21 protein-coding genes and 1 pseudogene are annotated in these 21973 nt (G+C 68.1%); 4 read left to right on the top strand and 18 right to left on the bottom strand.

The genetic code is table 11. From position 1 onward, the window contains the following. Window positions 1-7: 7 nt before the first annotated feature. From hypF to IRT45_RS14410, 13 genes are all read right to left on the bottom strand, one after another. Window positions 8-2248, bottom strand: coding sequence for a carbamoyltransferase HypF (gene hypF, locus IRT45_RS14465; RefSeq protein ID WP_309240967.1), 2241 nt, complete (start codon window positions 2246-2248; stop codon window positions 8-10). A 125-nt stretch (window positions 2249-2373) separates the two neighbouring features. Continuing rightward, window positions 2374-2613 (bottom strand): HypC/HybG/HupF family hydrogenase formation chaperone, encoded by a 240-nt coding sequence (locus IRT45_RS14460; RefSeq protein WP_194806372.1) that lies wholly within the window; start codon window positions 2611-2613, stop codon window positions 2374-2376. 2 nt (window positions 2614-2615) lie between these two features. Then, complete coding sequence (locus IRT45_RS14455; RefSeq protein WP_194806371.1) at window positions 2616-3092, bottom strand: hydrogenase maturation protease; 477 nt, start codon at window positions 3090-3092, stop codon at window positions 2616-2618. Beyond that, on the bottom strand, window positions 3089-3208 hold the full coding sequence (locus IRT45_RS38015) for a DUF6893 family small protein (protein ID WP_374726770.1): 120 nt from the start codon (window positions 3206-3208) through the stop codon (window positions 3089-3091). The genes IRT45_RS14455 and IRT45_RS38015 overlap by 4 nt, the downstream gene beginning before the upstream one ends. A gap of 26 nt (window positions 3209-3234) precedes the next feature. Then, window positions 3235-4566 carry a hypothetical protein gene (locus tag IRT45_RS14450; RefSeq protein WP_194806370.1) on the bottom strand — a complete coding sequence of 444 codons (1332 nt, stop codon included), beginning with the start codon at window positions 4564-4566 and terminating at the stop codon, window positions 3235-3237. After that, window positions 4563-5210, bottom strand: coding sequence for a DUF6084 family protein (locus tag IRT45_RS14445; RefSeq protein ID WP_309240963.1), 648 nt, complete (start codon window positions 5208-5210; stop codon window positions 4563-4565). Before IRT45_RS14445 ends, IRT45_RS14450 begins: the two co-directional genes overlap by 4 nt. After that, complete coding sequence (locus tag IRT45_RS14440) at window positions 5207-5860, bottom strand: DUF5947 family protein (protein ID WP_194806369.1); 654 nt, start codon at window positions 5858-5860, stop codon at window positions 5207-5209. Before IRT45_RS14440 ends, IRT45_RS14445 begins: the two co-directional genes overlap by 4 nt. Further along, window positions 5857-6756: a NifU family protein gene (locus IRT45_RS14435; protein ID WP_194806428.1), complete on the bottom strand. Its 900-nt coding sequence runs from the start codon at window positions 6754-6756 to the stop codon at window positions 5857-5859. Before IRT45_RS14435 ends, IRT45_RS14440 begins: the two co-directional genes overlap by 4 nt. A gap of 33 nt (window positions 6757-6789) precedes the next feature. Next, window positions 6790-8586, bottom strand: a complete 1797-nt coding sequence (locus IRT45_RS14430; protein ID WP_194806368.1) for a nickel-dependent hydrogenase large subunit — start codon at window positions 8584-8586, stop codon at window positions 6790-6792. 12 nt (window positions 8587-8598) lie between these two features. Then, the gene (locus IRT45_RS14425; protein ID WP_194806367.1) at window positions 8599-9654 is read right to left on the bottom strand and encodes a hydrogenase expression protein HypE; all 1056 of its coding nucleotides are present in this window, start codon (window positions 9652-9654) and stop codon (window positions 8599-8601) included. A 104-nt stretch (window positions 9655-9758) separates the two neighbouring features. Then, on the bottom strand, window positions 9759-10748 hold the full coding sequence (hypB, locus tag IRT45_RS14420) for a hydrogenase nickel incorporation protein HypB (RefSeq protein ID WP_194806366.1): 990 nt from the start codon (window positions 10746-10748) through the stop codon (window positions 9759-9761). Further along, on the bottom strand, window positions 10703-11080 hold the full coding sequence (locus IRT45_RS14415) for a hydrogenase maturation nickel metallochaperone HypA (protein WP_194806365.1): 378 nt from the start codon (window positions 11078-11080) through the stop codon (window positions 10703-10705). The genes hypB and IRT45_RS14415 overlap by 46 nt, the downstream gene beginning before the upstream one ends. Before the next feature lie 83 nt (window positions 11081-11163). Further along, window positions 11164-11331, bottom strand: coding sequence for a hypothetical protein (locus tag IRT45_RS14410; protein WP_194806364.1), 168 nt, complete (start codon window positions 11329-11331; stop codon window positions 11164-11166). A gap of 151 nt (window positions 11332-11482) precedes the next feature. On the opposite strand from IRT45_RS14410, the gene IRT45_RS14405 reads away from it, so the two are divergent. Then, a complete protein-coding gene (locus tag IRT45_RS14405; RefSeq protein ID WP_194806363.1) occupies window positions 11483-12430 on the top strand; it encodes a PHB depolymerase family esterase in 948 nt (315 codons plus the stop codon). A 25-nt stretch (window positions 12431-12455) separates the two neighbouring features. On the opposite strand, the gene IRT45_RS14400 is transcribed toward IRT45_RS14405, so the two are convergent. After that, window positions 12456-13595, bottom strand: a complete 1140-nt coding sequence (locus IRT45_RS14400; RefSeq protein WP_194806362.1) for an acyl-CoA dehydrogenase family protein — start codon at window positions 13593-13595, stop codon at window positions 12456-12458. Window positions 13596-13694: 99 nt separating this feature from the next. On the opposite strand from IRT45_RS14400, the gene IRT45_RS14395 reads away from it, so the two are divergent. Next, window positions 13695-14279 (top strand): TetR/AcrR family transcriptional regulator, encoded by a 585-nt coding sequence (locus IRT45_RS14395; protein WP_194806361.1) that lies wholly within the window; start codon window positions 13695-13697, stop codon window positions 14277-14279. Here IRT45_RS14395 and IRT45_RS14390 read toward each other — a convergent pair. Beyond that, on the bottom strand, window positions 14270-14881 hold the full coding sequence (locus IRT45_RS14390; protein ID WP_194806360.1) for a TetR/AcrR family transcriptional regulator: 612 nt from the start codon (window positions 14879-14881) through the stop codon (window positions 14270-14272). The two genes, IRT45_RS14395 and IRT45_RS14390, sit on opposite strands and share 10 nt — an antisense overlap. A 99-nt stretch (window positions 14882-14980) precedes the next feature. On the opposite strand from IRT45_RS14390, the gene IRT45_RS14385 reads away from it, so the two are divergent. Beyond that, entirely contained in the window at window positions 14981-16324 is a 1344-nt protein-coding gene (locus IRT45_RS14385) for a cytochrome P450 (RefSeq protein ID WP_194806359.1), read from the top strand. Window positions 16325-16392: 68 nt separating this feature from the next. Here the strand turns inward: IRT45_RS14385 and IRT45_RS14380 are convergent, their stop codons facing one another. Next, window positions 16393-18594 (bottom strand): acyl-CoA dehydrogenase, encoded by a 2202-nt coding sequence (locus tag IRT45_RS14380; RefSeq protein WP_194806358.1) that lies wholly within the window; start codon window positions 18592-18594, stop codon window positions 16393-16395. A 264-nt stretch (window positions 18595-18858) separates the two neighbouring features. Between IRT45_RS14380 and IRT45_RS14375 the strand changes: the two are divergent. Further along, a pseudogene (locus IRT45_RS14375) lies at window positions 18859-19717 on the top strand (aldo/keto reductase). Between the two features lie 45 nt (window positions 19718-19762). Here IRT45_RS14375 and IRT45_RS14370 read toward each other — a convergent pair. Beyond that, on the bottom strand, window positions 19763-20929 hold the full coding sequence (locus IRT45_RS14370; protein WP_194806427.1) for a PP2C family protein-serine/threonine phosphatase: 1167 nt from the start codon (window positions 20927-20929) through the stop codon (window positions 19763-19765). Window positions 20930-21003: 74 nt separating this feature from the next. Then, window positions 21004-21816, bottom strand: a complete 813-nt coding sequence (locus IRT45_RS14365; RefSeq protein ID WP_194806357.1) for an alpha/beta fold hydrolase — start codon at window positions 21814-21816, stop codon at window positions 21004-21006. Window positions 21817-21973: the final 157 nt, after the last annotated feature.

Here is a 21973-nt window from a genome sequence, read left to right as displayed (position 1 = left end):
CTTTCGCTCATCGAGCCCCGGCGGCGAGCAGTTGCCCGAATGCCAGGCCGCCGTCGTTGGGTGGCACTCTGTGATGAGTGATGACCTGAAAACCCTCGTCCCGCAGCCGGTTTCGCGAGAGCGAGAGCAGCAGCGCGTTCTGGAACACGCCACCGGTGAGAGCCACCGGCACACCCGGTTCACCGAATCGGCGCGCCAGTGCGACCACGAGTTCGGCGACCGCGACGTGGAAGCGCGCGCCGACGAGGTCCGCCCCGGCCCCTGCCGCGAGGTCGTCGAGCACCGCGGCCAGCACCGGAGCCGGATCCATCCGCACCGCCCCGTCGGAGTCGGGTGCGCCGAGCGCGAATCGGTAGCCGTGCCCGGGATCCGAGTCCCGCGAACGGGCCTCCAATTCGATGGCGGCCTGCGCCTCGTAGTCGACCACGTGGCGCACCCCCGCCAGCGACGCCACCGCGTCGAACAGCCGCCCCATGCTCGAGGTCGGGACGCAGCCCAGCCCGGTGCCGAGTTGGTGGGCGAGGACCCGGCGCTCGGCGGGCGGGCACGCCGCGACCGAGGCGATGGACTCCTCCCACGCGATGCCGGCGGCGTGCAGATGGGCCAGCGCCATCCGGTAGGGCCGGTGCACACTGGCATCACCACCCGGGAGGGGGACGTAGGCCAGATGTGCCAGGCGGCGGAATCCCTTGTAGCCGGCGGCCAGCACCTCACCGCCCCAGATCGCCCCGTCCGGTCCGAAACCCGTTCCATCGAAAGCGATTCCGAGGACGGTCGACGATCCGGGCAGGCCGTGCTCCCCCATCACCGCCGCGATGTGGGCGTGATGATGCTGCACGCTGTGTACCGGCCGCCCGGCCGCCGCGCGCCGCGCCCAGGCGCTGGAGCGGTAGCCGGGATGGGCGTCGACCGCCAGCTGCGCCGGGCGCACGCCGGTCAGTTCCTCCAGATGATGTTCGGCGGCGCCGAAGGCGCGCAGCGTGGCCAGATCGTCCATATCACCGATGTGCTGACTCAGCCACGCATACCGGCCCTCGGCGACGGCGCAGGTGTTCTTCACATCCGCGCCGACCGCGAGGACGGGCGCCGACTCCTGCGGCAGCGCCAGCGGCAGCGGCGCGTATCCCCGGGAGCGCCGGATCGGCAGTTCGATCCCGTCGACCATCCGGACCACCGAATCGTCGCAGGGCACCAGGATGCGGCGGTCGTGGTCCAGCACCGCGTCGGCCAGTTCCGGCAGGCGTCGCGCGGCGTCCTCGTCGGTGTAGCACAGGGGTTCGCCGCCGAGATTGGCCGAGGTCATCACCAGCGCGAGCGGACCGGGCGGGTCGCCGGGCAGTCCGAACAGCAGCAGATGCAGCGGGGTGTAGGCCAGCATCACCCCGAGCTCGCGAAGGCCCGGCGCCACCGATGCCGCCAGTGCTCGCTCACCGCGCGGCAACAGCACGATCGGCCGCTGTGGTCCGCTCAGCACCGCCGCGGCGGCCGCGTCGACCCGCGCGAGGGTGCGGGCCGCGGCGAGATCGGCGACCATGACGGCGAAAGGTTTCGCACCGCGCCGTTTACGGACGCGCAGCCGCGCCACCGCATCCTCGTCGTCGGCGGCGCAGGCCAGGTGATAGCCGCCGATGCCCTTGACCGCCACGATTGCGCCCTCGCGCAACATCTTTCGCGCGGCGGCCACCGGGTCACCGGTTCCGGGACCGGAGAAGCGCAGGGTGGGCCCGCAATCGGGGCAGGCGATCGGCTGAGCGTGGAAACGACGGTCGGCGGGATCGTGATACTCGCGCGCGCAGTGCTCGCACATCGCGAAATCGGCCATCGAGGTCCGCTCACGGTCGTAGGGCAGACTCGCGATGATCGTGAAGCGTGGGCCGCAATTGGTGCAGGTGACGAACGGATGCCGGTAGCGGCGGTCGGCCGGATCGGCCAGCTCCCGCGCACAGTCGGCGCAGATCGCCACATCGGGCGAGGCCAGGGTGCGTCCGCCGCCGCGAGTCGTGCCGGCGATGCGGAATCCGGTGCCGCCGCGCACCGGAAGATCGGTGCGCTCGACGGAGTCGACCACCGCCAGCGGCGGCGGGTGGCGGCGCACCCGTTCGGTGAATTCGGCCAGCGCCCAAGGTGTTCCCTCGATGTCGACGATCACCCCGTCGCTATCGTTGCCGACACTGCCGGTCAGTGCGAGTTCGGCGGCGGTGCTGTAGACGAAGGGCCGGAACCCGACGCCCTGCACCACGCCGCGCACCACCAACCGGCAACGAGCGCGCCCGCCGCCGGCCACTCGGCCCGCCTCGGTGCCGACTGCTCGCCCCGCCTCGGTGCCCACTGCTCGGCCCGCCTCGGTGCCCACTGCTCGGCCCGCCTCGGTACTCACGGTTCGCCTCGGCTCAGCAGTCGCAGTCCGGCGAGCGCCTCGCGGGCGCCCGCCTCGTCGGTGCGCTCGACCGCGAGACCCATGTGGATGATCACCCAGTCACCCGGCCGCACCGGATCCTCTTCCAGCAGACCGATATTCACCTTGCGCTCGGCGCCGGAGACGTCGACGAGCGCCAGCTGTCCGCCGTAGCCGTCGACGATCTCCACGACCCGGCCCGGAATTCCGAGGCACACGATCACACCTCCGTTCGCGACATCCGTACGTGCGCGACCACCCGCGCCACGGTCGCGGCGCCCTCGTCCACCGCGGCCGCCACGGGTGCGGACAGGCCGATTCCCTCATCGGTCGACAACACCTGACAGCCGACGACCACGGTGGGCGGCACCACCCCGCCGAGCGCCCGGACCCCGGCGAACACCGCCGCCGGATCCATTCCGTGGGCGTCCAGACCGGCCGGCGCCTCCTGGCCGGGTTCGGCGCGCATCACCTCGATGCTCCCCGCCGCGCCCCGGTTCGGGATGGCGTCGACGAGGACCAGCGCATCCCAGGCATCGAGCAGGTCGTAGGCCAGATGCATGCCGCGGATGCCGTAGTCGACCACCCGCACGTCCTCGTCGCGGTCCGGCGGTATCCGCCGCACCACCTCGGGGCCGAATCCGTCGTCGCCGAGAAAGATGTTGCCGATTCCGGCGACCAGCACCCGGCTGTTCACATGCGCCGCATTCGCAGATAGCGGCGCATATCCGGAATCGAGCGGATTCCGATCAGGGCCACGACGACAACCGCCGCCGCGACGACTCCCGTCGCCACCATTCCCACCGTCTCCATGACATCCGTCCTTTCCTCCGGCCGCGCTACTCGCCCGGTCCGTCCAGCGGCTCCAGTTCGTCGGGATCGAAATACAGGTAACGCCCGTACCATTCGTGCAGATCGGCTCCGGGATCGTCGGCGATGACCACACCGACGTGGGTGCGCCCGTCGACGTCGGCGTGCACCGAGGTGACCCGCGCGTCACGGCCGTCGAAGAACATGTCGTGGATATCGGCGCGCCGGCCCGGATGCAGCCGCACCCGGCTCCCCTTGCGCACCAGCGTCCCCGCGATGGGCACGGCATCCGAATCCGGTCGCACCGCGCCGTCGGCCACCGGATCCCACCAGTCGATCCCGGGCGGGATCTCCGGCACCAGCCGGTTCTCCCCGGCGCCCGGGTCGCGCAGCACGCCGTGCAATCGCGCCATCTGCTCGGCGGTCATCGCGTCACAGCTGTCCACAATGCGGGCCGCGCGCGGATCGGTGGCGCGCGCGGCCGCCTTCTCCTCGTCGGTCATGGCCATGACGCGCAGGGTGAGGATTTCGTCGATCTCGGTGGCGTCGTAGAGCGATTCCGGGCTCTGCTCGGCGATTTCGGGATGGTCGTAGAGGATGATCGGCGAGATCAGCATCAGGCCGCGGTCACGGGGCGGTCCGGCCAGCACCGGGAAGCAGCGATGCTGGGCGCAGCGCGCCACGGCGGCCTCGGCCTCCGGCGGCGGTTCCAGCAGCGAGACGAATTCCGCGCCGGTGGCCTCGGCGATCACGTGCGTGCCCAGCAACGAGCGGGCCAGGGCGTCGCGGCGATCGACGGCCGGTTCCCCGGTGTTGCGCACGGTCACCCGCACGATCCGATATCCGCCCTCGGTGGCGACGGCCAGCTCCAATTCGCCGCGCAGCGGGCGGCGAGTGCGCACGACCGTGCCCGCGGCTCCGGTCGCCGGATCGGCCAGGGGTTCGGTGTCGCGGCCTCCGGGAATCTCGAACGGCACCGTCGTGTCGGCCGGGGCACACGGTCCGACGGTGATCTCCCGTTCGACGGCCTCGTCCCAGTCCGGCCAGGTATCGCCCGCGACGGTCGTCTCCGCGACGGGTGTGCCGTCCGCGTCGTGCACTCCGCGGTGCTGCAGTTGCAGAAATCGAAGCGTGAACCGCAGGACCGGGTCGCCGTCCGGGACCATCGGCATCTGCCCGGTGAGTTCGGACTCCTCCCCCAGTCCGGACGTGTGCGCGCCGGCGGGGCCGAGGACGCCGAATTGCCAGCGGCACTGGTTCTTTCGCGCGTCGGCCCGGTACGGGTAGAGCAGATAGCCCTCGTAGAGCACCGCGTCGGCGACCGCGCGGGCTCGTTCTCGGCTCGATCGCGCGGTACTCACGCCGACTCCTGTGCGCCCGCGAGCAACCGCGCGACCGTCTCGTCGAAGCCGAGCAGTCCGTGCTCGCCCTTGTAGGCCGTGAGCGCGGCCAGGGTGTCCTCGCGCAGCCGCAGCCAGCCCATGCCCGGGAAGTGCGCCGCCATCAGCTCGCGCCACACCGAGACCGGCATCCGGTAGCGGTCGTCGCGATCCCAGGGGATCTGCTGCACCGCGAAACCGTCACTGCCGCGGATGAATACGGTCCCGCTGAACAGAAACAGCAACGGAACCTCACCGTCTCGCAGCGCGTGCAGATACTTCGATCCGGCGACCTCGAGGTCGTAGGTGCACGGCATCGGCAGATCCACCTCCGCGCCGCCGGTGAAGCCGGGAACCGTGGTGGCGCAGTGCATCCAGAGAAACGAGCGCTGGGTGTGGTCCCAGCGGTCGCGCGGACCGAACAGATCCAGCAGTCCCGCGCTCTCCGCGTCGGTGTAGGACCGGCGGTTCGGCTCGATGCGCACCTGGGCGCGCAGCGCGATGGCGTGGACGGGTTCGTCACCGACGGAGGCGATTCCGATCCGTGCGGACAGGATCGGAGTGACCGCGTACGGTTCGGGCTTCATCCCGAGCACCGCGAAGGTGGTGGCGTAGGCGGGGCTCACGGCGCCTCCCCCATGTTTCCCGGGTCGAACGGCCGGGCCCGCGCCGTCATCTCGGCGAAGAATCGCGCTATGTAGTCGCGCACATCCGAACCTCCGTCGAAACCGCGCCACAGCAAACGGATCCGGCCCACGAACTCGTAACAGGCGTCGATCGGCAGCAGCAGGCAGCGTGCCGCGCCGGCGTCGCGTTCGGGGACCTGAATCAGCAGGGCCTCGACATCGTCGGCGACGTCGCTCAGTTCCGGGTTCGACTCGGTGAATGCGTGCCAATTATCAAGGGGCAGTTCGGATTCGGTGGCCCCGGCCGGTCCCGGATAGAACGCGACGGTGCGCCCGGCCGCCGAGCTGTGGAAGAAGAAGGCCAGTCCGACCGGAATCTCGAGGCCGTCCCATTCCGGCAGGCTCATCCGGAAATCGGGGAACGAGACGTACCGCTGCGGGACCGCCCGGTAACGCAGTGCCGCGGCCCGATCGGTGAACAGCAGATAGCAACCCCGGCACACGCACAACATGTGCCGGCTCTCGGTGTCGACGACGTGCTGATGCGCCGCGTCGACGGGTTCCGCGCACATCTCGCACCGCTCCCCCGCGACCGGCGCCCGAGGGCGTTCGGCCGCGAGGCGGCGCAGTGCGCGCACGGTCGGATTCATCCGCCCACCCCCACCGGAATCGCCACCGACAGTTCGCCGTCGCGCACCAGAACCGGCAGCGGCTCGAGATGTCCGCTCCCGTCGATCCGGGCGCCGCCGTGGACGACGTCGAAATGGGCGCGGCAACCGGGACAGCGCAGCACCGGGTCGCCGTGGACCCCGCGGTGCAGTACCGCGCCGGCCAGCGTCCGGTCGCAGTTCGGGCAGTGGTCGCGGTAGACGTAGATCTCGTCGCCGACCCGGCAGGCGAGTACCGTCAGCCCGCCCAGGGCGAAGCCGCCGACCTCGCCGGCGGCCAAATCCGCCAATTCCGGTGCGCCGATCCAGTTTCCGCCGGAACGCACGTGCGCGAACAGCGTCTCCGGGGCGATCACCGCCGCGTCGGCGGCCGCCTCGGCGGCGACCACTTCGATCGCGGTGATCTCCGGTGCGGCCGCGCGCACGGCGTCCTCCACCGCCAATTCCAATGTCACCGACGACGACGGGCAACTGCGGCAGCTTCCGGTCAACTCCAGCCGGACCACCGCATCCGCGGTGACCTCGAGCAAGCGCACATCGCCGCCGTGCGATCCCAGATACGGCCGCACGCTGTCGAGCGCGCCGGCGACCCGGGTCCGCACGTCGTGCGGATGCAGGCCGTGCACCAGCAGCAGGCTGGCGACCAGATCATCGGCGAGCAGCCGCTGCACCGTGGCGTCGTCGAGGACGGCGAGGATGCGCCGCAATCCGGCGCCGTACAGATCGACCACCTCGCCGACCAGCGCCTCGGCCCGTTCCCGGGCCGCCGCACCACCAGCGGAACTGGCATCGAGCAGTGTCTCGATGCGATCACCCGCGCTGCGCCACCGATCGTCGCCGACCGTCGCCGCGGACTCACCGTCAGGACGCGTGGATATCGCCTCCTTGTGCCGCCGGTACCGGATCTCCGGTTATTCGGCGGTCGATATCTGTGCCGGTGAATGCACCAGGTCCAGGGTCGTGCCCTTCCCGAGGTACATGTGCACACCGCAGGGCAGACAGGGATCGAAGCTGCGCACCGTGCGCATGATGTCGATGCCCTTGAAGTGCTCGCGGTCGTTCTCCTCGAAGATCGGCTGTCCCTGTACCGCGTCCTCGTAGGGACCCGGCGTGCCGAAGCTGTCGCGCGGGCTGGCATTCCACGGCGTCGGCGGATAGGGGTGGTAGTTGGCGATCTTGCCGTCGCGGATCACCATGTGATGCGACAGCACTCCGCGCACGGCCTCGGTGAAACCGCAGCCGATGCCCTCGGCCGGCACGTCGAAGTGCTCCCACGTCTTGGTCCGCCCGGCCCGGATCTCCGTGAGCGCCTTCTCGGCGAAATGCAGTGCGCACGCCGCCGCGTAGGCCTGGAAGTAGGTGCGGGCACGATCGCGTTCGATGGTGTTGCTGCCGTACTCCGGAATCTTCCATTCCAGTTCGACCGGCCCCTTCAAGGCGGTCTTGGGCAGGTTGATCTGCACGCTGTGCCCGGTCGAGCGGACATAGCCGATGTCGACCAGCCCGGCCAGCGCCGTCGACCACAACCGGGCCAGCGGCCCGCCGCCGGTGTCGAGGGCCAGGTTGTCCTTGCCGTCGAACCAGCGCGGTGACATCACCCAGCTGTACTTGTCGTCGAGATCGCGTTTCTGCGGCTTCGGATTGGTGTGCTGATTCCACGGATGGCGCCGGTCCACCGGATTGCCCAGCGGATCGGTCTTCACGTACATCTCCTGATCGGTCCAGTCGTCGTAATACGAACTGCCCAAAAGGATTCGGAGCCCGAGATTGATGTCGAGCAGCGAGGTGGTGACGAGTTTGCCGTCCACCACCACACCCGGCGTCACGAACATTCGCCGGCCCCAGTCCTCCATATCCTTGTACTCGAAATTGCAGATCTCCGGATCCTGGAACGAACCCCAGCATCCCAGCAGAGTGCGCCGCAGCCCGACCCGCTCGTATCCGGGCACCGCGGTGTAGAAGAAGTCGAACAGGTCGTCGTGCATCGGCACGACCTTCTTCATGAATTCGACGTAGCGCATCAGTCGCGACATGTAGTCGGTCATCAACTGGACCGTGGCGACGGTGCCGACGCCGCCGGGATACAGCGTCGAGGGATGCACGTGCCGGCCTTCCATGAGGCAGAACATCTCTCGCGTATACCGGCTCACCTGCAGCGCCTCACGATAGAACTCGCCGGTGAACGGATTGAGCGCTTCCATGATGTCGCCGACGGTGCGATAGCCGTGCATCGCGGCGTGCGGCGCCTCCGCCTTGCGGGCCGCGTCGAGGACGCTCGGATTGGTCTCGGCGACCATCTTCTCGCAGAAGTCCACCCCGACCAGATTCTCCTGGAAGATGTTGTGGTCGAACATGTATTCCGCGGCCTCGCCGAGATTCACGATCCACTCGCCCAGATGCGGCGGCTTCACGCCGTAGGCCATGTTCTGGCAGTAGCACGAACAGGTGGCGTGGTTGTCACCGCAGATTCCGCAGATGCGACTGGTGATGAAGTGCGCATCCCGCGGATCCTTGCCGCGCATGAATATCGAATAGCCACGGAAGATGGACGACGTGCTGTGACACTCGACCACTTCCCGGTTCTCGAAATCGATTTTCGTGTAGATACCGAGGCTGCCGACGATCCGGGTGATCGGATCCCACGCCATTTCGACGAGCGAATCCGGCTCGAGCTTCTTGTGCGACGCCTCCGGGATGATCTGTGTCATCGCGAGATACTCCTACCAGGTGCGAGTCGCGCCCGTGTCCAATTTCTCCCCCCTGTGCCGCCAGTGCGGCTCCTTGTCGACGGTGCGGCCGGTGATGTGCCGCAGACTGCGGATCACCGATCCGTACAGCCCCGACGCGGTGGACGAGATCTTCCCGCCCGGCGGTTCGTCCATGAACGGCATGAATTTGTCCGGGAATCCCGGCATGGTGCAGCCGATGCAGATACCGCCGACGTTCGGGCAGCCGCCGACGCCGTTGATCCAACCGCGTTTGGGCACATTGCATTTCACGACCGGGCCCCAGCAGCCCAATTTCACGATGCATTTCGGGGAACCGTATTCCTCCGCGAAATCACCCTGTTCGTAGTATCCGGCGCGATCACAACCCTCGTGCACGGTGGCGCCGAACAACCATTTCGGGCGCAGCGCATCGTCGAGCGGAATCATCGGCGCCTGGCCGGTGGCCATGTACAGCAGATAGGTCAGCGTCTCGGAGAGATTGTCCGGCTGGATCGGGCATCCGGGCACACAGACGATCGGAATATCGGCCTTGGACTTCCAATCCCAGCCGAGATAATCCGGAACCCCCATCGCTCCGGTGGGGTTGCCCGCCATCGCGTGAATGCCACCGTAGGTGGCGCAGGTGCCGGCCGCCACGATCGCGGTGGCCTTGGGTGCCAGCCGGTCGAGCCATTCACTGGTGGTCATCGGCTGATTCGTCGCCGGGTTGTTGCCGAAACCGCACCAGTAACCGTCGCCGTGCAATTGTTCGTTCGGGATCGACCCTTCGACCACCAGAACGAAGGGTTCGAGTTCGCCGCGGTCGGCCTTGAAGAACCATTCGAGGAAGTCGTCGGCTCCCCCGTTCGGACCGCATTCGAAATCGATCAGCGGCCAATGTACGGCGATCTTGGGCAGGCCGGGAAGCGCTCCGAGCGCGATTTCCTCGACACTGGGCTGGGTGGCGGCAGTCAACGCCACCGAATCGCCGTCACAACTGAGGCCCGCGTTGATCCACAGGACGTGTATCAGCGTTTCTTCGGCCCGAACTGCTTCCTGGGTTGGCATGAACGCCGCCTTCCCGAGCCGGGCGGGGGCTGGCCGATCCGGCTCGAAGCCGTCTCAATCTGTGATACAGACCACACAAATATTAGTCTCGCGGCAAATGAACCTCAATGGGGTGCGGCGGCTACCGACGAGCGTTGCCCGGCGAGCCAGCCGTACCAGTCGCCGAGGCCCTCTCCGCTCGTCGCGGACACCGGGAGAACCGTCACCCCGGAATTGATCGCCCGGACATAGCGCGTACAGGTCGCGAGATCGAAGTCGACATAGGGCAGCAGATCGATCTTGTTGATGAGCACGAGCCCGGCCGCGGCGAACATGTGGGGGTACTTCAACGGTTTGTCGGTTCCCTCGGTCACCGAGACGATGACGACTTTCGCGCGCTCGCCGAGGTCGAACAGGGCGGGGCATACCAGATTGCCGACGTTCTCGATCAGGACCACGCTCTCGCGCGCCGGGTGCAGTGATTCGAGCGCGCCGCGGGTCATCTGCGCGTCGAGATGACAACCGGCGCCGGTGTTGATCTGCACCACGGGGCAGCCGGTGGATTCGATCCGCCGCGCGTCCAGCAGGGTCTCCTGATCGCCCTCGACGACCGCGATCGGCATGCCCGGGCATTCCCGGATGGTGCGTTCGAGCAGCGTCGTCTTGCCCGCGCCCGGGGAACTGGTGAGGTTCAGGGCGAGGATGTCCCGCTCGGCCAGCCAGCGCCGATTGTCTTGTGCCAGTTGGTCGTTCTTGGCCAGGACCTTCTGTTCCAGAGTGACGGTCTCGGTCGGCGGACCGCCGTGCTCGTGCCGATCGGGATCGTCTGGCGGGTGCTCGTCTGCGTGGTGGTCATGGGCGTCATGCGCGTGCCCGTCGCCATAGTCATGCGTGTGCCCGTCGCCATGATCGTGCGTGTGGTCGTAGCCGTGATCGTGCGCGTCCCCGTCGTCGTGATCGTGCGCGTGGTCGTGGCCGTGATCGTGCGCGTCCCCGACGCCATGATCGTGCGTGTCGCCGTGGTCGTGGTCGTGATCGTGAGGATGGTCGTGCTCGTGCAGGCCGGTGATCACCGGCTGGGTGTCGTCGCCGCCGCATCCGCAGGTTGCGCACATGTGTCACTCACCTCCATGGAGCGGATTCGCAACTCCCGCCCGGCGCGGATGTCGACGTCGGCGCTGCCGCACGCGCACAGCGGGATCAGATCCGGCAGACCGAATTCGGCGCCGCAGGTGCGGCAGCGCGCCCGGCCCGGAATTTCCTCGACGACGAGTTCGGCGCCCTCGGCGAGAGTGTCTTCGGCCGCGAGGCCGAAACAGAAGTGCAGGGCATCCGGGACCACCGCGCAGAGCATCCCGATCGCGACGGTCACGCGGTACACCCGCCGCCCGGCGGCGTGTTCACACGCGCCGCTCACGATCCCCTGCGCGATTGCCAGCTCGTGCATGAGTTGTCTCGATTCATCGAGAGGCCGATTCATCGAAGGCCGACTCACTCAGCGTACTCCGGCAACTTTCCCGCACAACCCGCTCACCGCCCACCGGTCACCACCCCGACCGCGACTCCGATGACCGCGGCGTTGTAGACGTCCCACACCACGAGCCAGTCGTTCGGGTCGCCGGCCCACAACACGGCCAGCCCCACCACCACGAGCCCTGCCTCCATCGCCCGGCTGAGGATCACTTTCGGCCTGATCATGATCCGATCATCGTCGCCGTCGGCGCTCGGTCGCCGGAGGTGCCCTCGGGCGAGCACCGCGTCGTGATACGTCCTGCCGCCGCCGCGGTTTTCAGGTGATCCTCAGCGCCACAGGGGTGAGGGTCCGGCAGATCCGGTTTACCGTTGTGCGATGGGTAAGCGATTCGCACCGGTCCCGGCCTTCGTCGCGGCAGCCGGTCTGATCGCCGCGGTGAGTGGATGTGCTCCCTTGCACGCCGCTCCGGCCGGGGACCGGACGGTCACAGTCGAGTCGAGCGGCCTGCCACGGCAGTATCTGATCCACGAACCGTCATCGCCCGGGCCGGGGAGACGCCCGGCCGTCCTCATCTTCCACGGCGGCGGCGGAACGGCCGAAAACATGGCCGCCACAACGGGTTTCGATGCCCTGGCCGATACAGAGGGGTTCGTCGCCGTCTACCCTGTCGGCTCCGACAAGAGCTGGAACGACGGCCGGGGCGCGGACACCAGCGCGGGCGCGAAGCGGATCGACGATGTCGCCTTCGTCTCCGCGGTCATCGACCGCCTCGTCGCCGACAACGACGTCGATCCGACCCGTGTCTATGCCACCGGCCTGTCCAACGGCGCGATGTTCACCGAGTATCTCGGCTGCCGGCTCTCGGCGAAGATCGCGGCGATCGCGCCAGTCGCCGGGCCTCTGCCCGCCGCCGATGCCGCCGACTGCGCCCCCACGCACCCGCCGGCGGTGCTCGAAATCCACGGCACCGCAGATCCGGTCGTCCCCTATGACGGCGGAGTCGTGCGGATGACCTCCGGCCGCCTCGGCCCGGGCACCAGCCCTGTCCTGTCCGTCGACGCCACCCAGGAACTGTGGCGTACGAAAAACCGGTGCGGCCCCGTCACGACCGCCGAACTGCCGACGGTCGTCGACGACGGAACCACCGTCCGCACCGCGACCGCCGCGTGCGCCGACGACACTCGGGTAGCGGCGTATTCGATAGACAACGGCGGCCACACCTGGCCCGGCGGCCCGCAATATCTGCCCGCCGTCCTCATCGGCAAGGTCAGCCGTCAATTCGACGCCGCCACCGTCATCTGGCAGTTCTTCACCGGCCGATAGCGCCGGCCGAGTGCGCGGCGGGCGGCTACTTCGCGAGTGAGCGGCTGATGACCAGGCGCTGAATCTGGTTGGTGCCCTCGAAGATCTGGGTGATCTTGGCTTCCCGCATGTACCGCTCGACGCGGAAGTCACGGGTGTAGCCGTAGCCTCCGAAGACCTGCACCGCATCGGTGGTCACCTTCATCGCGGCGTCGGTGGCCACCAGCTTGGCGACCGACGCCTGCCGCGAATAGGGCAGTCCGGCATCGCGACGGCGCGCGGCGTCGAGGTAGGTGGCCCGGGCCGAGTCGACGGCGGCGGCCATATCGGCGAGCAGAAAACCCAAGCCCTGATGATCGATGATCTTCTTACCGAAGGCGCTGCGCTCCTTCGCGTAACCGACCGCCTCGTCGAGAGCGGCCTGCGCCAACCCCGTCGCGACCGCCGCGATCCCCAGACGCCCGGAATCCAATGCGCTCAAAGCGATCTGCAGACCTTGCCCCTCGGCGCCGATCCGCCGCTCCCCAGGAAGGTACGCGTCGTCGTAATGCGCGGTCGTCGTCGGCACCGCATGCAGGCCCATCTTCTCCTCGGGCTTGCCGAAACTCAAACCCTCGAGGTCCTTCGGCACCAGGAAGCACGAAATCCCGCGCGAGCCTTCACCGGTCCGCGCGAACACGTTGTAGAAATCGGCGACACCACCGTGGGTGATCCACGCCTTGGTGCCGTTGAGCCGATACCCGCCGTCGGCGGGCACGGCCTTGCACGCCACCGCCGCGGCATCGGATCCGGCCTGCGGCTCGGACAGGCTGTAGGCACCGATCGTGGTGCCGCCCAGCATCTCCGGCAACCAGCGACGCTGCTGTTCCTCGGTCCCGAACATCATCAGCGGATGACACGCGAGGCTGTGTACGCTCACCGCGACCGCGACCGCCGCCCACCGCGCCGCGATCTCCTCGAGCACCTGCAGATACACCTCGTAGGGCTGGCCGCCACCGCCCCACTCCTGCGGATACGGCAGACTCAGCAACCCCGCCTCGCCGAGGGTGGCGAAGACACCGCTCGGATACGACTCCGACCGCTCGTGCTCATCGACGATCGGCGCGAGCGCCTTGTCCGCGATGTCACGGGTGAGCTGGATCAGCTCGTGCGCCTCGTCGGTGGGCAGCAATCGATCGACAGCCACGACATCCTCCCTCTCGGCCACGCATGGCAGTACTCGGTTATCGGCCAGAGTACTGTCCGGCGAACGGTACTGCAAGACTCGTTTGAGTACTATTCAGGCATGACGCAGACGACTCGTGGCGGTTTCGGGACCCGGCGGCGTACCGAACTGTTCGACGCCCTGGTCGACCTCTTCCTGACCGAGGGCTTCGCCCATCTGACCCTCGACGAGATCGCCTCGCGGCTGCGGTGTTCCAAGAGCACGCTCTACACCCTGGCCGGCAGTAAGGAACAGCTGGTCCGCGCCGCCACCGTGCACTTCTTCCGGCGCGCCACCGAGGACGTCGAGCAGCGCATCGCCACCACCACCGGGGCCCGCGCACGCATCATCGCCTATCTGTCGGCCGTCGGAGCCGTACTCGGCGCCGCGTCCGAGCAGTTCATGACCGACCTGGACGCCTTCGCACCGGCGCGAGAGGTGTACGAGCAGAACACCCGCCTCGCCGCCGGAAGGGTCCGCGAACTCGTCGACGACGGCGTCGCGGCCGGCGAATTCCGGGAAGTCCACGCGGCGTTCGCCGCCGACCTCGCCGCGACCATGATGGTCCGCATCCAGCAGGGCGGCGTCCGTACCGAAACCGGCCTCGACGACGCCGACGCCTACCGCGAACTCGCGACCATTCTCACCACCGGCATTCAGCGATAGAGACCACGCAGTGCCCGGCACGCCGCCTCGACCATCTCCTCGGCGGTCAACTCGATGGCGCCGTCGAGCCAGGCGGTGACCAGTTCGGCCATGCCGCCGATGAACAGCAGACCCGAGGTTTCGTCGGCGGCCCGGCTGCGGCCGGAATCGCCGAGCCACGTTCGTACTTCGATCGCCGACTCGTGCGCCAGGTGCCGGAGCAATTCCGTACGGCGCCTGCGCAAGTGCGCAAACGCCACCGATTCGACGATCGCGACCCGGCCCTTGCGCGGATCCTCGACCAGCAGCCGCACGAACGCGCCGATCGATGCCCGCATGCGCGCTTCCGGATCGTCTCCGGCGGCCTCGGCGGCGCTGCGACTGTTGTCCTCGATTTCGACGGCGATCTCGTTCAGGACGGCTTCGAGCAGGGCGTCGAGTCCGGTGAAACTTTCGTAGAAGTAGCGCTCGCTGAGTCCGGCCTCGGCGCAGACCGCGGTCATCGTCGTCCGGGTTCCCGCATCGGACCACACCGTGAGACCCGCGTCCAGCAGGCGCGACCGGCGTTCGGTGGCCCGTTCGGCGGCGGTCGCTCCGCGATAGACCCCTGATTGCACGGCCATGGCCCCAGCATGCCACAGCGACTTCACGATCAAGGTTGACAGGACGCCCTTCCTGAATCAGGCTGTGACGTGAGCGGCATCACAGAGACGAGGTGTGCGATGACGGCTGACGCCCTGGAGACCAGGCCTCTCCCGACCCAGCGGCGGGAGGATCGCGGCTACCCGGTGCTCGGGCAACTGCTGCAATACGCCCAGGACCCGCTGGCGCTGTTCCAGCGGGAATGGGATCACTACGGGCCCGTCGCCCCGATGTATTCCCTCGGCCGGACCGCGGCGTTGCTGCTCGGTCCCGACGCCTGCGGGGAAGCACTGCTGAACAAGGACGGGGCGCTGGCCAACGAGCCCGCCTGGTCGCGGCTGGTCGGCCCGTTCTTCCACGGCGGGCTCATGCTCATCGACTTCGACGAGCACAAGCGGCATCGGCGAATCATGCAGCAGGCGTTCACCCGTCCCCGCCTGCAGGCCTATACCGAGCGGCTGCATCCGGCGATCGAACAGGGTGTCGCGCACTGGGGCGAGAACGAATCCTTCCCCGCGTACTGGAAACTCAAGCAGCTCACCCTCGATATCGCCGCCGATCTGTTCATGGGCGGCGCCGCGGACACCACACCGGCCGAGATGGACCGGATCAACAAGGCGTTCATCGCATGTGTGCAGGCCGCGGCCGGAATCGTGCGCGGCAATGTGCCGTTCACGCGCTGGGGTAAGGCCTACCGCGGCCGGAAGGTGCTCGACGAATTTCTGCGCCACTACCTACCAGCCAAACGCGCCGAACAGACCGACGACATCTTCTCGGTGCTGTGCCATATCGAAGACGAGGACGGGGCCCGATTCAGCGACGACGACGTGGTCAACCACATGATCTTCCTGATGATGGCCGCCCACGACACCTCCACCATCACCACCTCCACGATCCTGCAGTATCTGGGACAGCATCCGGAATGGCAGGAGCGTTGCCGCAGTGAGGCATCGGCACTGGGTCCCGCGCCGTCGATGGCCGAACTCGAGCGGCTGGAGTCCATCGATCTGGTGATGCGCGAGGCGCTGCGACTGCGGGCTCCGGTCCCGGTCCTGGTCCGCTACGCGGTGAAAGACACTGTGATCCAAGGGGTTCGGATTCCGGCCGACACCGATGTCGTCATCGGAATCCAGTTCACCCACCTGATGCCGCAGTACTGGACCGACCCGCACACCTTCGATCCCGACCGCTTCGGCCCCGAACGCCGCGAGGACAAATCGCATCGCTTCGCGTGGGAGCCCTTCGGCGGCGGCGCGCACAAATGTATCGGCATGCATTTCGGCGGACTCGAGGTGAAGTCGATCATGCATCGCCTGCTGCGCGACTATCACTGGCGGGTGGACCCCGCCTACGTCCCACCGCTGGACTACCACTCGCTGCCCTATCCGAAGGACGGGCTGCCCATCACCTTCGTCCGCAACTGAAACCCGTTGTCCCGCAGTTCGATACGGCTGCGGGAACAACGCGGTTCCGGCGGCGCGACGGTGATGGGCTATTTCCGCGGCAAACCCATGACCAGGGTGGCGATGGTATTGAGCTGGATTTCCAGGGTCCCGCCGCCGATCACCCAGCTCGGGATGTCGAGTTCGTGGAGAACGACCTCGCAGTCCTTCTCGTTCAGCGCCGCCGCGGGGCCGATGAGTTCGAGCGCGGCGGCCGCGGCGTCGGTGTGCAGCATCGAGGCCGCGGCCTTGGACATACTGGTGGCCGGGCCGATTCCGTGACCGCCGAGGCGCCGAATGGTCTCGCGCAGATTCATCGCCGAGATGGCGGCTCCGCGCGCACTGATCCGGCCCAGCACGCGCAGGGCGTTCTCTCGGCTGCCCGCGTACTCCGCGCGTTCGATGATGCCGACGATGCGGGAGTTGTGTCCCGGGTCGCGGACGCCGCCGATGAAAAGCCGTTCCTGGGCAAGGGTTTCCAGCGTCAGCGCCCAGCCCTGGCCGACCTCGCCGAGGACCATGTCGTCCCCGACGAAGGCGTCATCGAAGAACACCTCGTTGAATTCGGCCTGACCGCTGGACTGGGTGATCGGGCGGACCGTCACGCCCGCACCGTGCATATCGACCAGGAACATGGTCAGGCCGCGATGACGTTCGGCCTCGGGATCGGTGCGGGCCAGCAGCAGTCCCCAGTCGCAGCGATGCGCCAGCGTGGTCCAGATCTTCTGGCCGTTGAGCCGCCAGCCGTCGCCGTCCCTGGTGGCGCGCAAGCTCAGCGACGCCACATCCGAACCCGCTTCCGGTTCGCTCATCAGCTGACACCAGATCTGTTCGCCCCGCAGTGCCGGCGCGGCCAGCCGGGCGAGCTGTTCGGGGGTGCCGCGCTGGAGCACGATCGGCACCACCCACTGGCCGATTCCCATGGAGGGCTGCGCGATTCCGTGCCGGTCGTATTCGTCCTGCAGGATCAACTGCTCCAGTGGGCCCGCCTCGATTCCCCACGGTTTCGGCATCGGCGGCGAGACCAGCCCGGAATCGGCGAGCAGCGTGCGGCGAGGACCGGTATTGGTGGCGTCGTGGTCACCGATCTTCCCGGGAGTCGGATTGTCCAGGGCGGCGGCACGATCCAGAATCTCCGACACCCATGCGCGGAACGAGGAATCGGTTTCCGGCAGTGGCACCGCGAACGTGCGCGGACCATCGAGCGCGACCTCGCCGAGGCGGCGTTCCCAGCTCTCCGGGGAACCGCCGAGACCGGCCAAAGATATGGCCCGCCGCCAGTACAGGTGCAGGTCGTGCTCCCAGGTGAAACCGATCGCGCCGTGCAGGCACAGACATTCCACGGCCGCGTGCACGGCATTGCCGAGGGTGGTGAGCGCGGCACCGGCCGCGGCGTGCGTGCGCTGCGCCGGCTCGTCGGCGAGACCGCGCACCGCGTCCCAGGCCGCCGAGGTGGCGAGCTCACTGGTGATCAGCAGTTGCGCGGCACGATGCTGCACGGCCTGAAAGGAACCGACGGGACGGCCGAACTGCTTGCGCGCCTTGATGTATTCGGTGGCAGTGTCCGAACACCAGCGAATCACTCCGGCGGCTTCGGCGGCCATGAACGCGGTGGCGACCGCCTCGGCATAGCCGGTGTCGATGCCGGTGAGCTCGATTCCGGCGACATCGCGCAAGCGGACGACGGCGAGATCGCGGCCCAGATCCGATCCGGCACACGCCTCGATCTGCACGCCCGGGGCGTCGCGTTCCACCAGGAACCAACGGATGCGGTCGCCGTCGGCGGCGGCCACCAGCAGCACGTCGGCCGCGGCCGCGCCCAGCACCGGGCCGGTCTCACCACTCGAACCGCCGTCGGCGAACCGCACCCCGTGACCCGCATCCACCGTCGCACCGGTCCCGCCCTCGGCGAACCGACGCAACGTATCACTCACCGTCGCAACGGTTTCCGCCGACGCCACGATGGCACTCGTGATCACCGAGGGCAGCAGCGGCCCGGGTAACAGCGACCGCCCGGATTCGGCGAGCACCACCGCCATCTCGTCGAGCGTTCCCCCCTGCCCGCCCACCTCGTCCGGCAGATGCACACCGGGCAGTCCCAGTGCGACCAGGTCCGCCCAGAAGGTGGGCAGTTCGCCGGCGGCGAGCCGGTCGGTGTGCTTGCGGGTGTATTCCCGGGTGTGGTGGCGGTCGGCGAATCCGCTGACGGCCTGCGCCAGCGCCGCCTGATCCGCGGTCAGAGCTAGGGGCACGATCTCACTCCGCTCGGCGTCGATACGGTCCGGGTTCCCTCCCGCCCACTCCGATTAGAACAGGTTGCATCGGATTGCGGAGCCGTTCCCCGCGACCACGCCGTCGCGGTGTTGCCGCATCCGTTCGCCGACAACTGCCTCGGTGGCGGTGTAGCCGGGCTGTTGTGGGTAGTCGCCGCCTAGACGCCGATCCGCGCCGTCCTGATGCCGGCGGCCGGATCGGTGAGCGACCGAGTCGGTGCCCGGCGAAGGAATGGAGAAACGATGGTTCTGAACGAGACGTACACGCTGTCCAACGGGGTGCGGACGCCCAAGCTGGGCTTGGGCACCTGGTTCATCGACGACGACAAGGCCGCCCGGGCGGTGGTCGATGCCGTCGGCATCGGATACCGCAACATCGACACCGCGCAGGCGTACGGGAACGAACGAGGCGTCGGCGAAGGGGTCCGCACCAGTGGTGTCGGGCGGGACGAGCTGTTCGTATCCAGCAAACTCGCGGCGGAGATCAAGAACTACGCGGATGCGGCCGCCGCCATCGACGGTTCCCTCGCCAGGATGGGGCTCGACCACATCGACCTCATGCTGATCCACAGCCCGCAGCCCTGGTCCGATTTCCGCGGCGGGGACTACGCGGACGGCAATCGGGAGGCGTGGCGTGCGCTCGAAGACGCGTATCGGGCGGGCAAGCTCCGTTCCATCGGCGTCTCCAACTTCGAACAGCACGACCTCGACAACATCCTCGCGGCCTGCACGGTCGCACCACAGGTGAATCAACTGCTCGTCCACGTCGGAAACACCCCGGCCGACCTCATCGGCTACTGCGAGAGCAAGGACATCCTCGTGCAGGCCTACTCCCCCCATCGCGCACGGGGAGATACTGAACAACCGGGACATCGCCGCGATGGCGGACCGCTACGGAGTGACCGTGCCCCAGCTGTGCATCCGCTACACCCTGCAACTCGGCACTCTCCCGCTGCCGAAAACGGCGAACCCGGAACACATGCGAAGCAACGCCCAGGTCGACTTCGTGATCTCCGACGACGACATGCACACGCTGCGGAACATGGAACAGATCCGGGATTACGGCGACGCCGGCAAGTTCCCGGTCTTCAGCGGCAAGTAGCCGAGAGCGCTTCGGCGAAACTCGGTACGCGCCAACGGAACACGTCTACGCCGACCGAGCCGCGGTCGCCGGGACGCCGAGCGCGAGCAGGGCGGTGTCGTCGTCGACACCGTCGAATCCGGCGAGCATCTCGGTCAACGCGGCGACCAACGCGGGCGCGGTGACCGGGCCGAGGGCGTCGATGAACTCGTGGAGACGTTCCTCACCGAGGCGTTCGCGGCCACGGACGCGGGCCTCGGTGAGGCCGTCGCTGTAGAGCAGCACCGTGTCGCCGGGACCGAGACGCACTGTGCGGCCGGCGAATACGGCGTCGGGAAGTGCTCCGACCAGCATGCCGCCCGGCGTCTCGATCACCTCGGTGGTGCCGTCCGCCCGGATCACCACCGGAGGTGGATGCCCGCCGGCGGCCAGCGTGAGCGTGGCGCCATCAGGAGTCGGTCGCAGCGAACCGTAGACCACGGTGCAGAAACGCGGTGCGCCGGTGGGGAATTCGCGGCACAGCACCGTATTGAGATGCGCCAGCACAGCCAGCGGTTCCGGGTCGTAGACCGCCGCGGCGCGCATCGTGTACCGCGCCGAGGACGTCACCACCGCGGCGTCGGCGCCTTTACCGCAGACGTCGCCGAGGAAGAATCCCCAGGTGTCGGGTGTGAGCGGAAACAGGTCGTAGAAGTCGCCGCCGACCTCGTCGACGGAGGCCGGATGGTAGTAGGCGGCGACCTGCATTCCCGGCACCACCGGCAGTTCGGACGGCAACAGGCTGCGTTGCAACGTCGTGGCCAGGGTGAGGGCCCGTTCGCGTTCACGCTCGGCGGCCTGGCGAGCGCGCAGCAGTTCCTGTTCGTAGGCGCGGCGTTCGCGCGCATCGAAGATCGTGGTGCGGATCAGCTGCGCGGTGCCGTCGGGGCCGCATTTCACCACCGAGGTCACCAGCACCGGCAGTCTGGTTCCGTCGGCGCACCGCAGATCCAGCGCCAGGCCGTTGACCTGGCCGTGCATGGCCAGCATCGGCGCCATATGGGTCTCGTAGTAGATGCGCGCGCCCACCGCGAGAAGATCGGTGAATGCGCGGCGCCCGATCAGCTCGGACTGCTCGTGGCCCAGCCAGGCCACCAGGGTGCTGTTGATTTTCGCGATCGTGCCGTCCATCAGGGTGGACAGATAACCGCAGGGCGCGTGGTCGTAGAGGTCCTCTGCACTGTCTTCCAGCATCGCCGAGAACACGGGATCGGCGTTCGGCGACCGCTCGCTGTCGCGATGGTCCGCCTCACCCGGCCGGCACATCATCATCGGCTCATCGCGGCCCGGCCGGCGAACGCCTCGATGGCGGCGGCGGTGAGTTCGGGGGCGCTCAACTGCGGGCAGTGCCCGGTGGCATCGAGGGTGACCAGTTCACTTCCCGCGATCTGATCGCGGACGAATCGGCCGACCTCGCGCGGGGCGATCGGATCCTGCGCGGTTTCCAGAATCAGCGTCGGCACACTCACCTGCCGCAGGTCGGCGCGATTGTCGGACAGAAAGGTCGCGCGCGCGAAGACCCGCGCGATCGCGGGATCCATGCGGCAGAAACTCTCGGTCAGCTCGGCGCCCAGTTCGGGCCGATCCGGATTGCCCATGATCACCGGAGCCATGGACGCCGACCAGCCCAGATAATTCGCCTCGAGCGCGTCGAGCAATTCCGCGATATCGGCGCGGCTGAATCCGCCACGGTAGTCACCTTCGTCGATATACCGCGGTGACGGCGTTACCAGCACCAGCTTCGCGAACCACTCCGGCGCCCGCACGACCGCCAGCACCGCGATCGTCGCCGACACCGAATGGCCGACCAGCACCACGTCCCGCAGATTCAACTCGGCACAGATATCGACGATGTCCTCGGCGTACGCGTGCAGGTCGCCGTACCGTTCGGCCGACCACGCCGAGACGTCCGAGCGGCCCGAGCCGACATGATCGAACAGCACCACCCGGAAACGCCGCGCCAGAATCGGGGTGACCAGGCGCCACATGTTCTGGTCACAGCCGAATCCGTGCGCGAGCAGCACCGTCGGCCCGTCCGCCGAGCCGAGGACGGCCACGTTGTTTCTCTCACGCGCACCCACTCGACATGCTTACCACGCCCGCGCCGGCCCGCCCTTCTCGTCGGCGCCCGGTGCGCCGGGCGGGATCGTCGGACACCCGATGCGCGCCGAGGGTGCCGGGTAGACTCACACGGCGTGCGGGAATCGGCCGGATCCCCGATTCCCGTTGCCCGCAACA

The organism is Nocardia sp. BSTN01 (genome assembly GCF_015354405.1).
Lineage (GTDB): Bacteria > Actinomycetota > Actinomycetes > Mycobacteriales > Mycobacteriaceae > Nocardia.
Note: the sequence above shows the minus strand (reverse complement) of the source record. Positions and strands in the feature narration are given on the sequence as shown.

Excerpts from the sequence above, each read along its gene's own strand:
- IRT45_RS14410 (WP_194806364.1), bottom strand. The coding sequence starts at position 11,331 with ATGATCAGGCCGAAAGTGATCCTCAGCCGGGCGATGGAGGCAGGGCTC.
- IRT45_RS14415 (WP_194806365.1), bottom strand. The coding sequence starts at position 11,080 with ATGCACGAGCTGGCAATCGCGCAGGGGATCGTGAGCGGCGCGTGTGAA.
- IRT45_RS14405 (WP_194806363.1), top strand. The coding sequence starts at position 11,483 with ATGGGTAAGCGATTCGCACCGGTCCCGGCCTTCGTCGCGGCAGCCGGT.
- IRT45_RS14370 (WP_194806427.1), bottom strand. The coding sequence starts at position 20,929 with ATGCTGGAAGACAGTGCAGAGGACCTCTACGACCACGCGCCCTGCGGT.
- IRT45_RS14425 (WP_194806367.1), bottom strand. The coding sequence starts at position 9,654 with ATGCCAACCCAGGAAGCAGTTCGGGCCGAAGAAACGCTGATACACGTC.
- IRT45_RS38015 (WP_374726770.1), bottom strand. The coding sequence starts at position 3,208 with ATGGAGACGGTGGGAATGGTGGCGACGGGAGTCGTCGCGGCGGCGGTT.
- hypB (WP_194806366.1), bottom strand. The coding sequence starts at position 10,748 with ATGTGCGCAACCTGCGGATGCGGCGGCGACGACACCCAGCCGGTGATC.
- IRT45_RS14395 (WP_194806361.1), top strand. The coding sequence starts at position 13,695 with ATGACGCAGACGACTCGTGGCGGTTTCGGGACCCGGCGGCGTACCGAA.
- IRT45_RS14390 (WP_194806360.1), bottom strand. The coding sequence starts at position 14,881 with ATGGCCGTGCAATCAGGGGTCTATCGCGGAGCGACCGCCGCCGAACGG.
- IRT45_RS14430 (WP_194806368.1), bottom strand. The coding sequence starts at position 8,586 with ATGACACAGATCATCCCGGAGGCGTCGCACAAGAAGCTCGAGCCGGAT.
- IRT45_RS14440 (WP_194806369.1), bottom strand. The coding sequence starts at position 5,860 with ATGAATCCGACCGTGCGCGCACTGCGCCGCCTCGCGGCCGAACGCCCT.
- IRT45_RS14385 (WP_194806359.1), top strand. The coding sequence starts at position 14,981 with ATGACGGCTGACGCCCTGGAGACCAGGCCTCTCCCGACCCAGCGGCGG.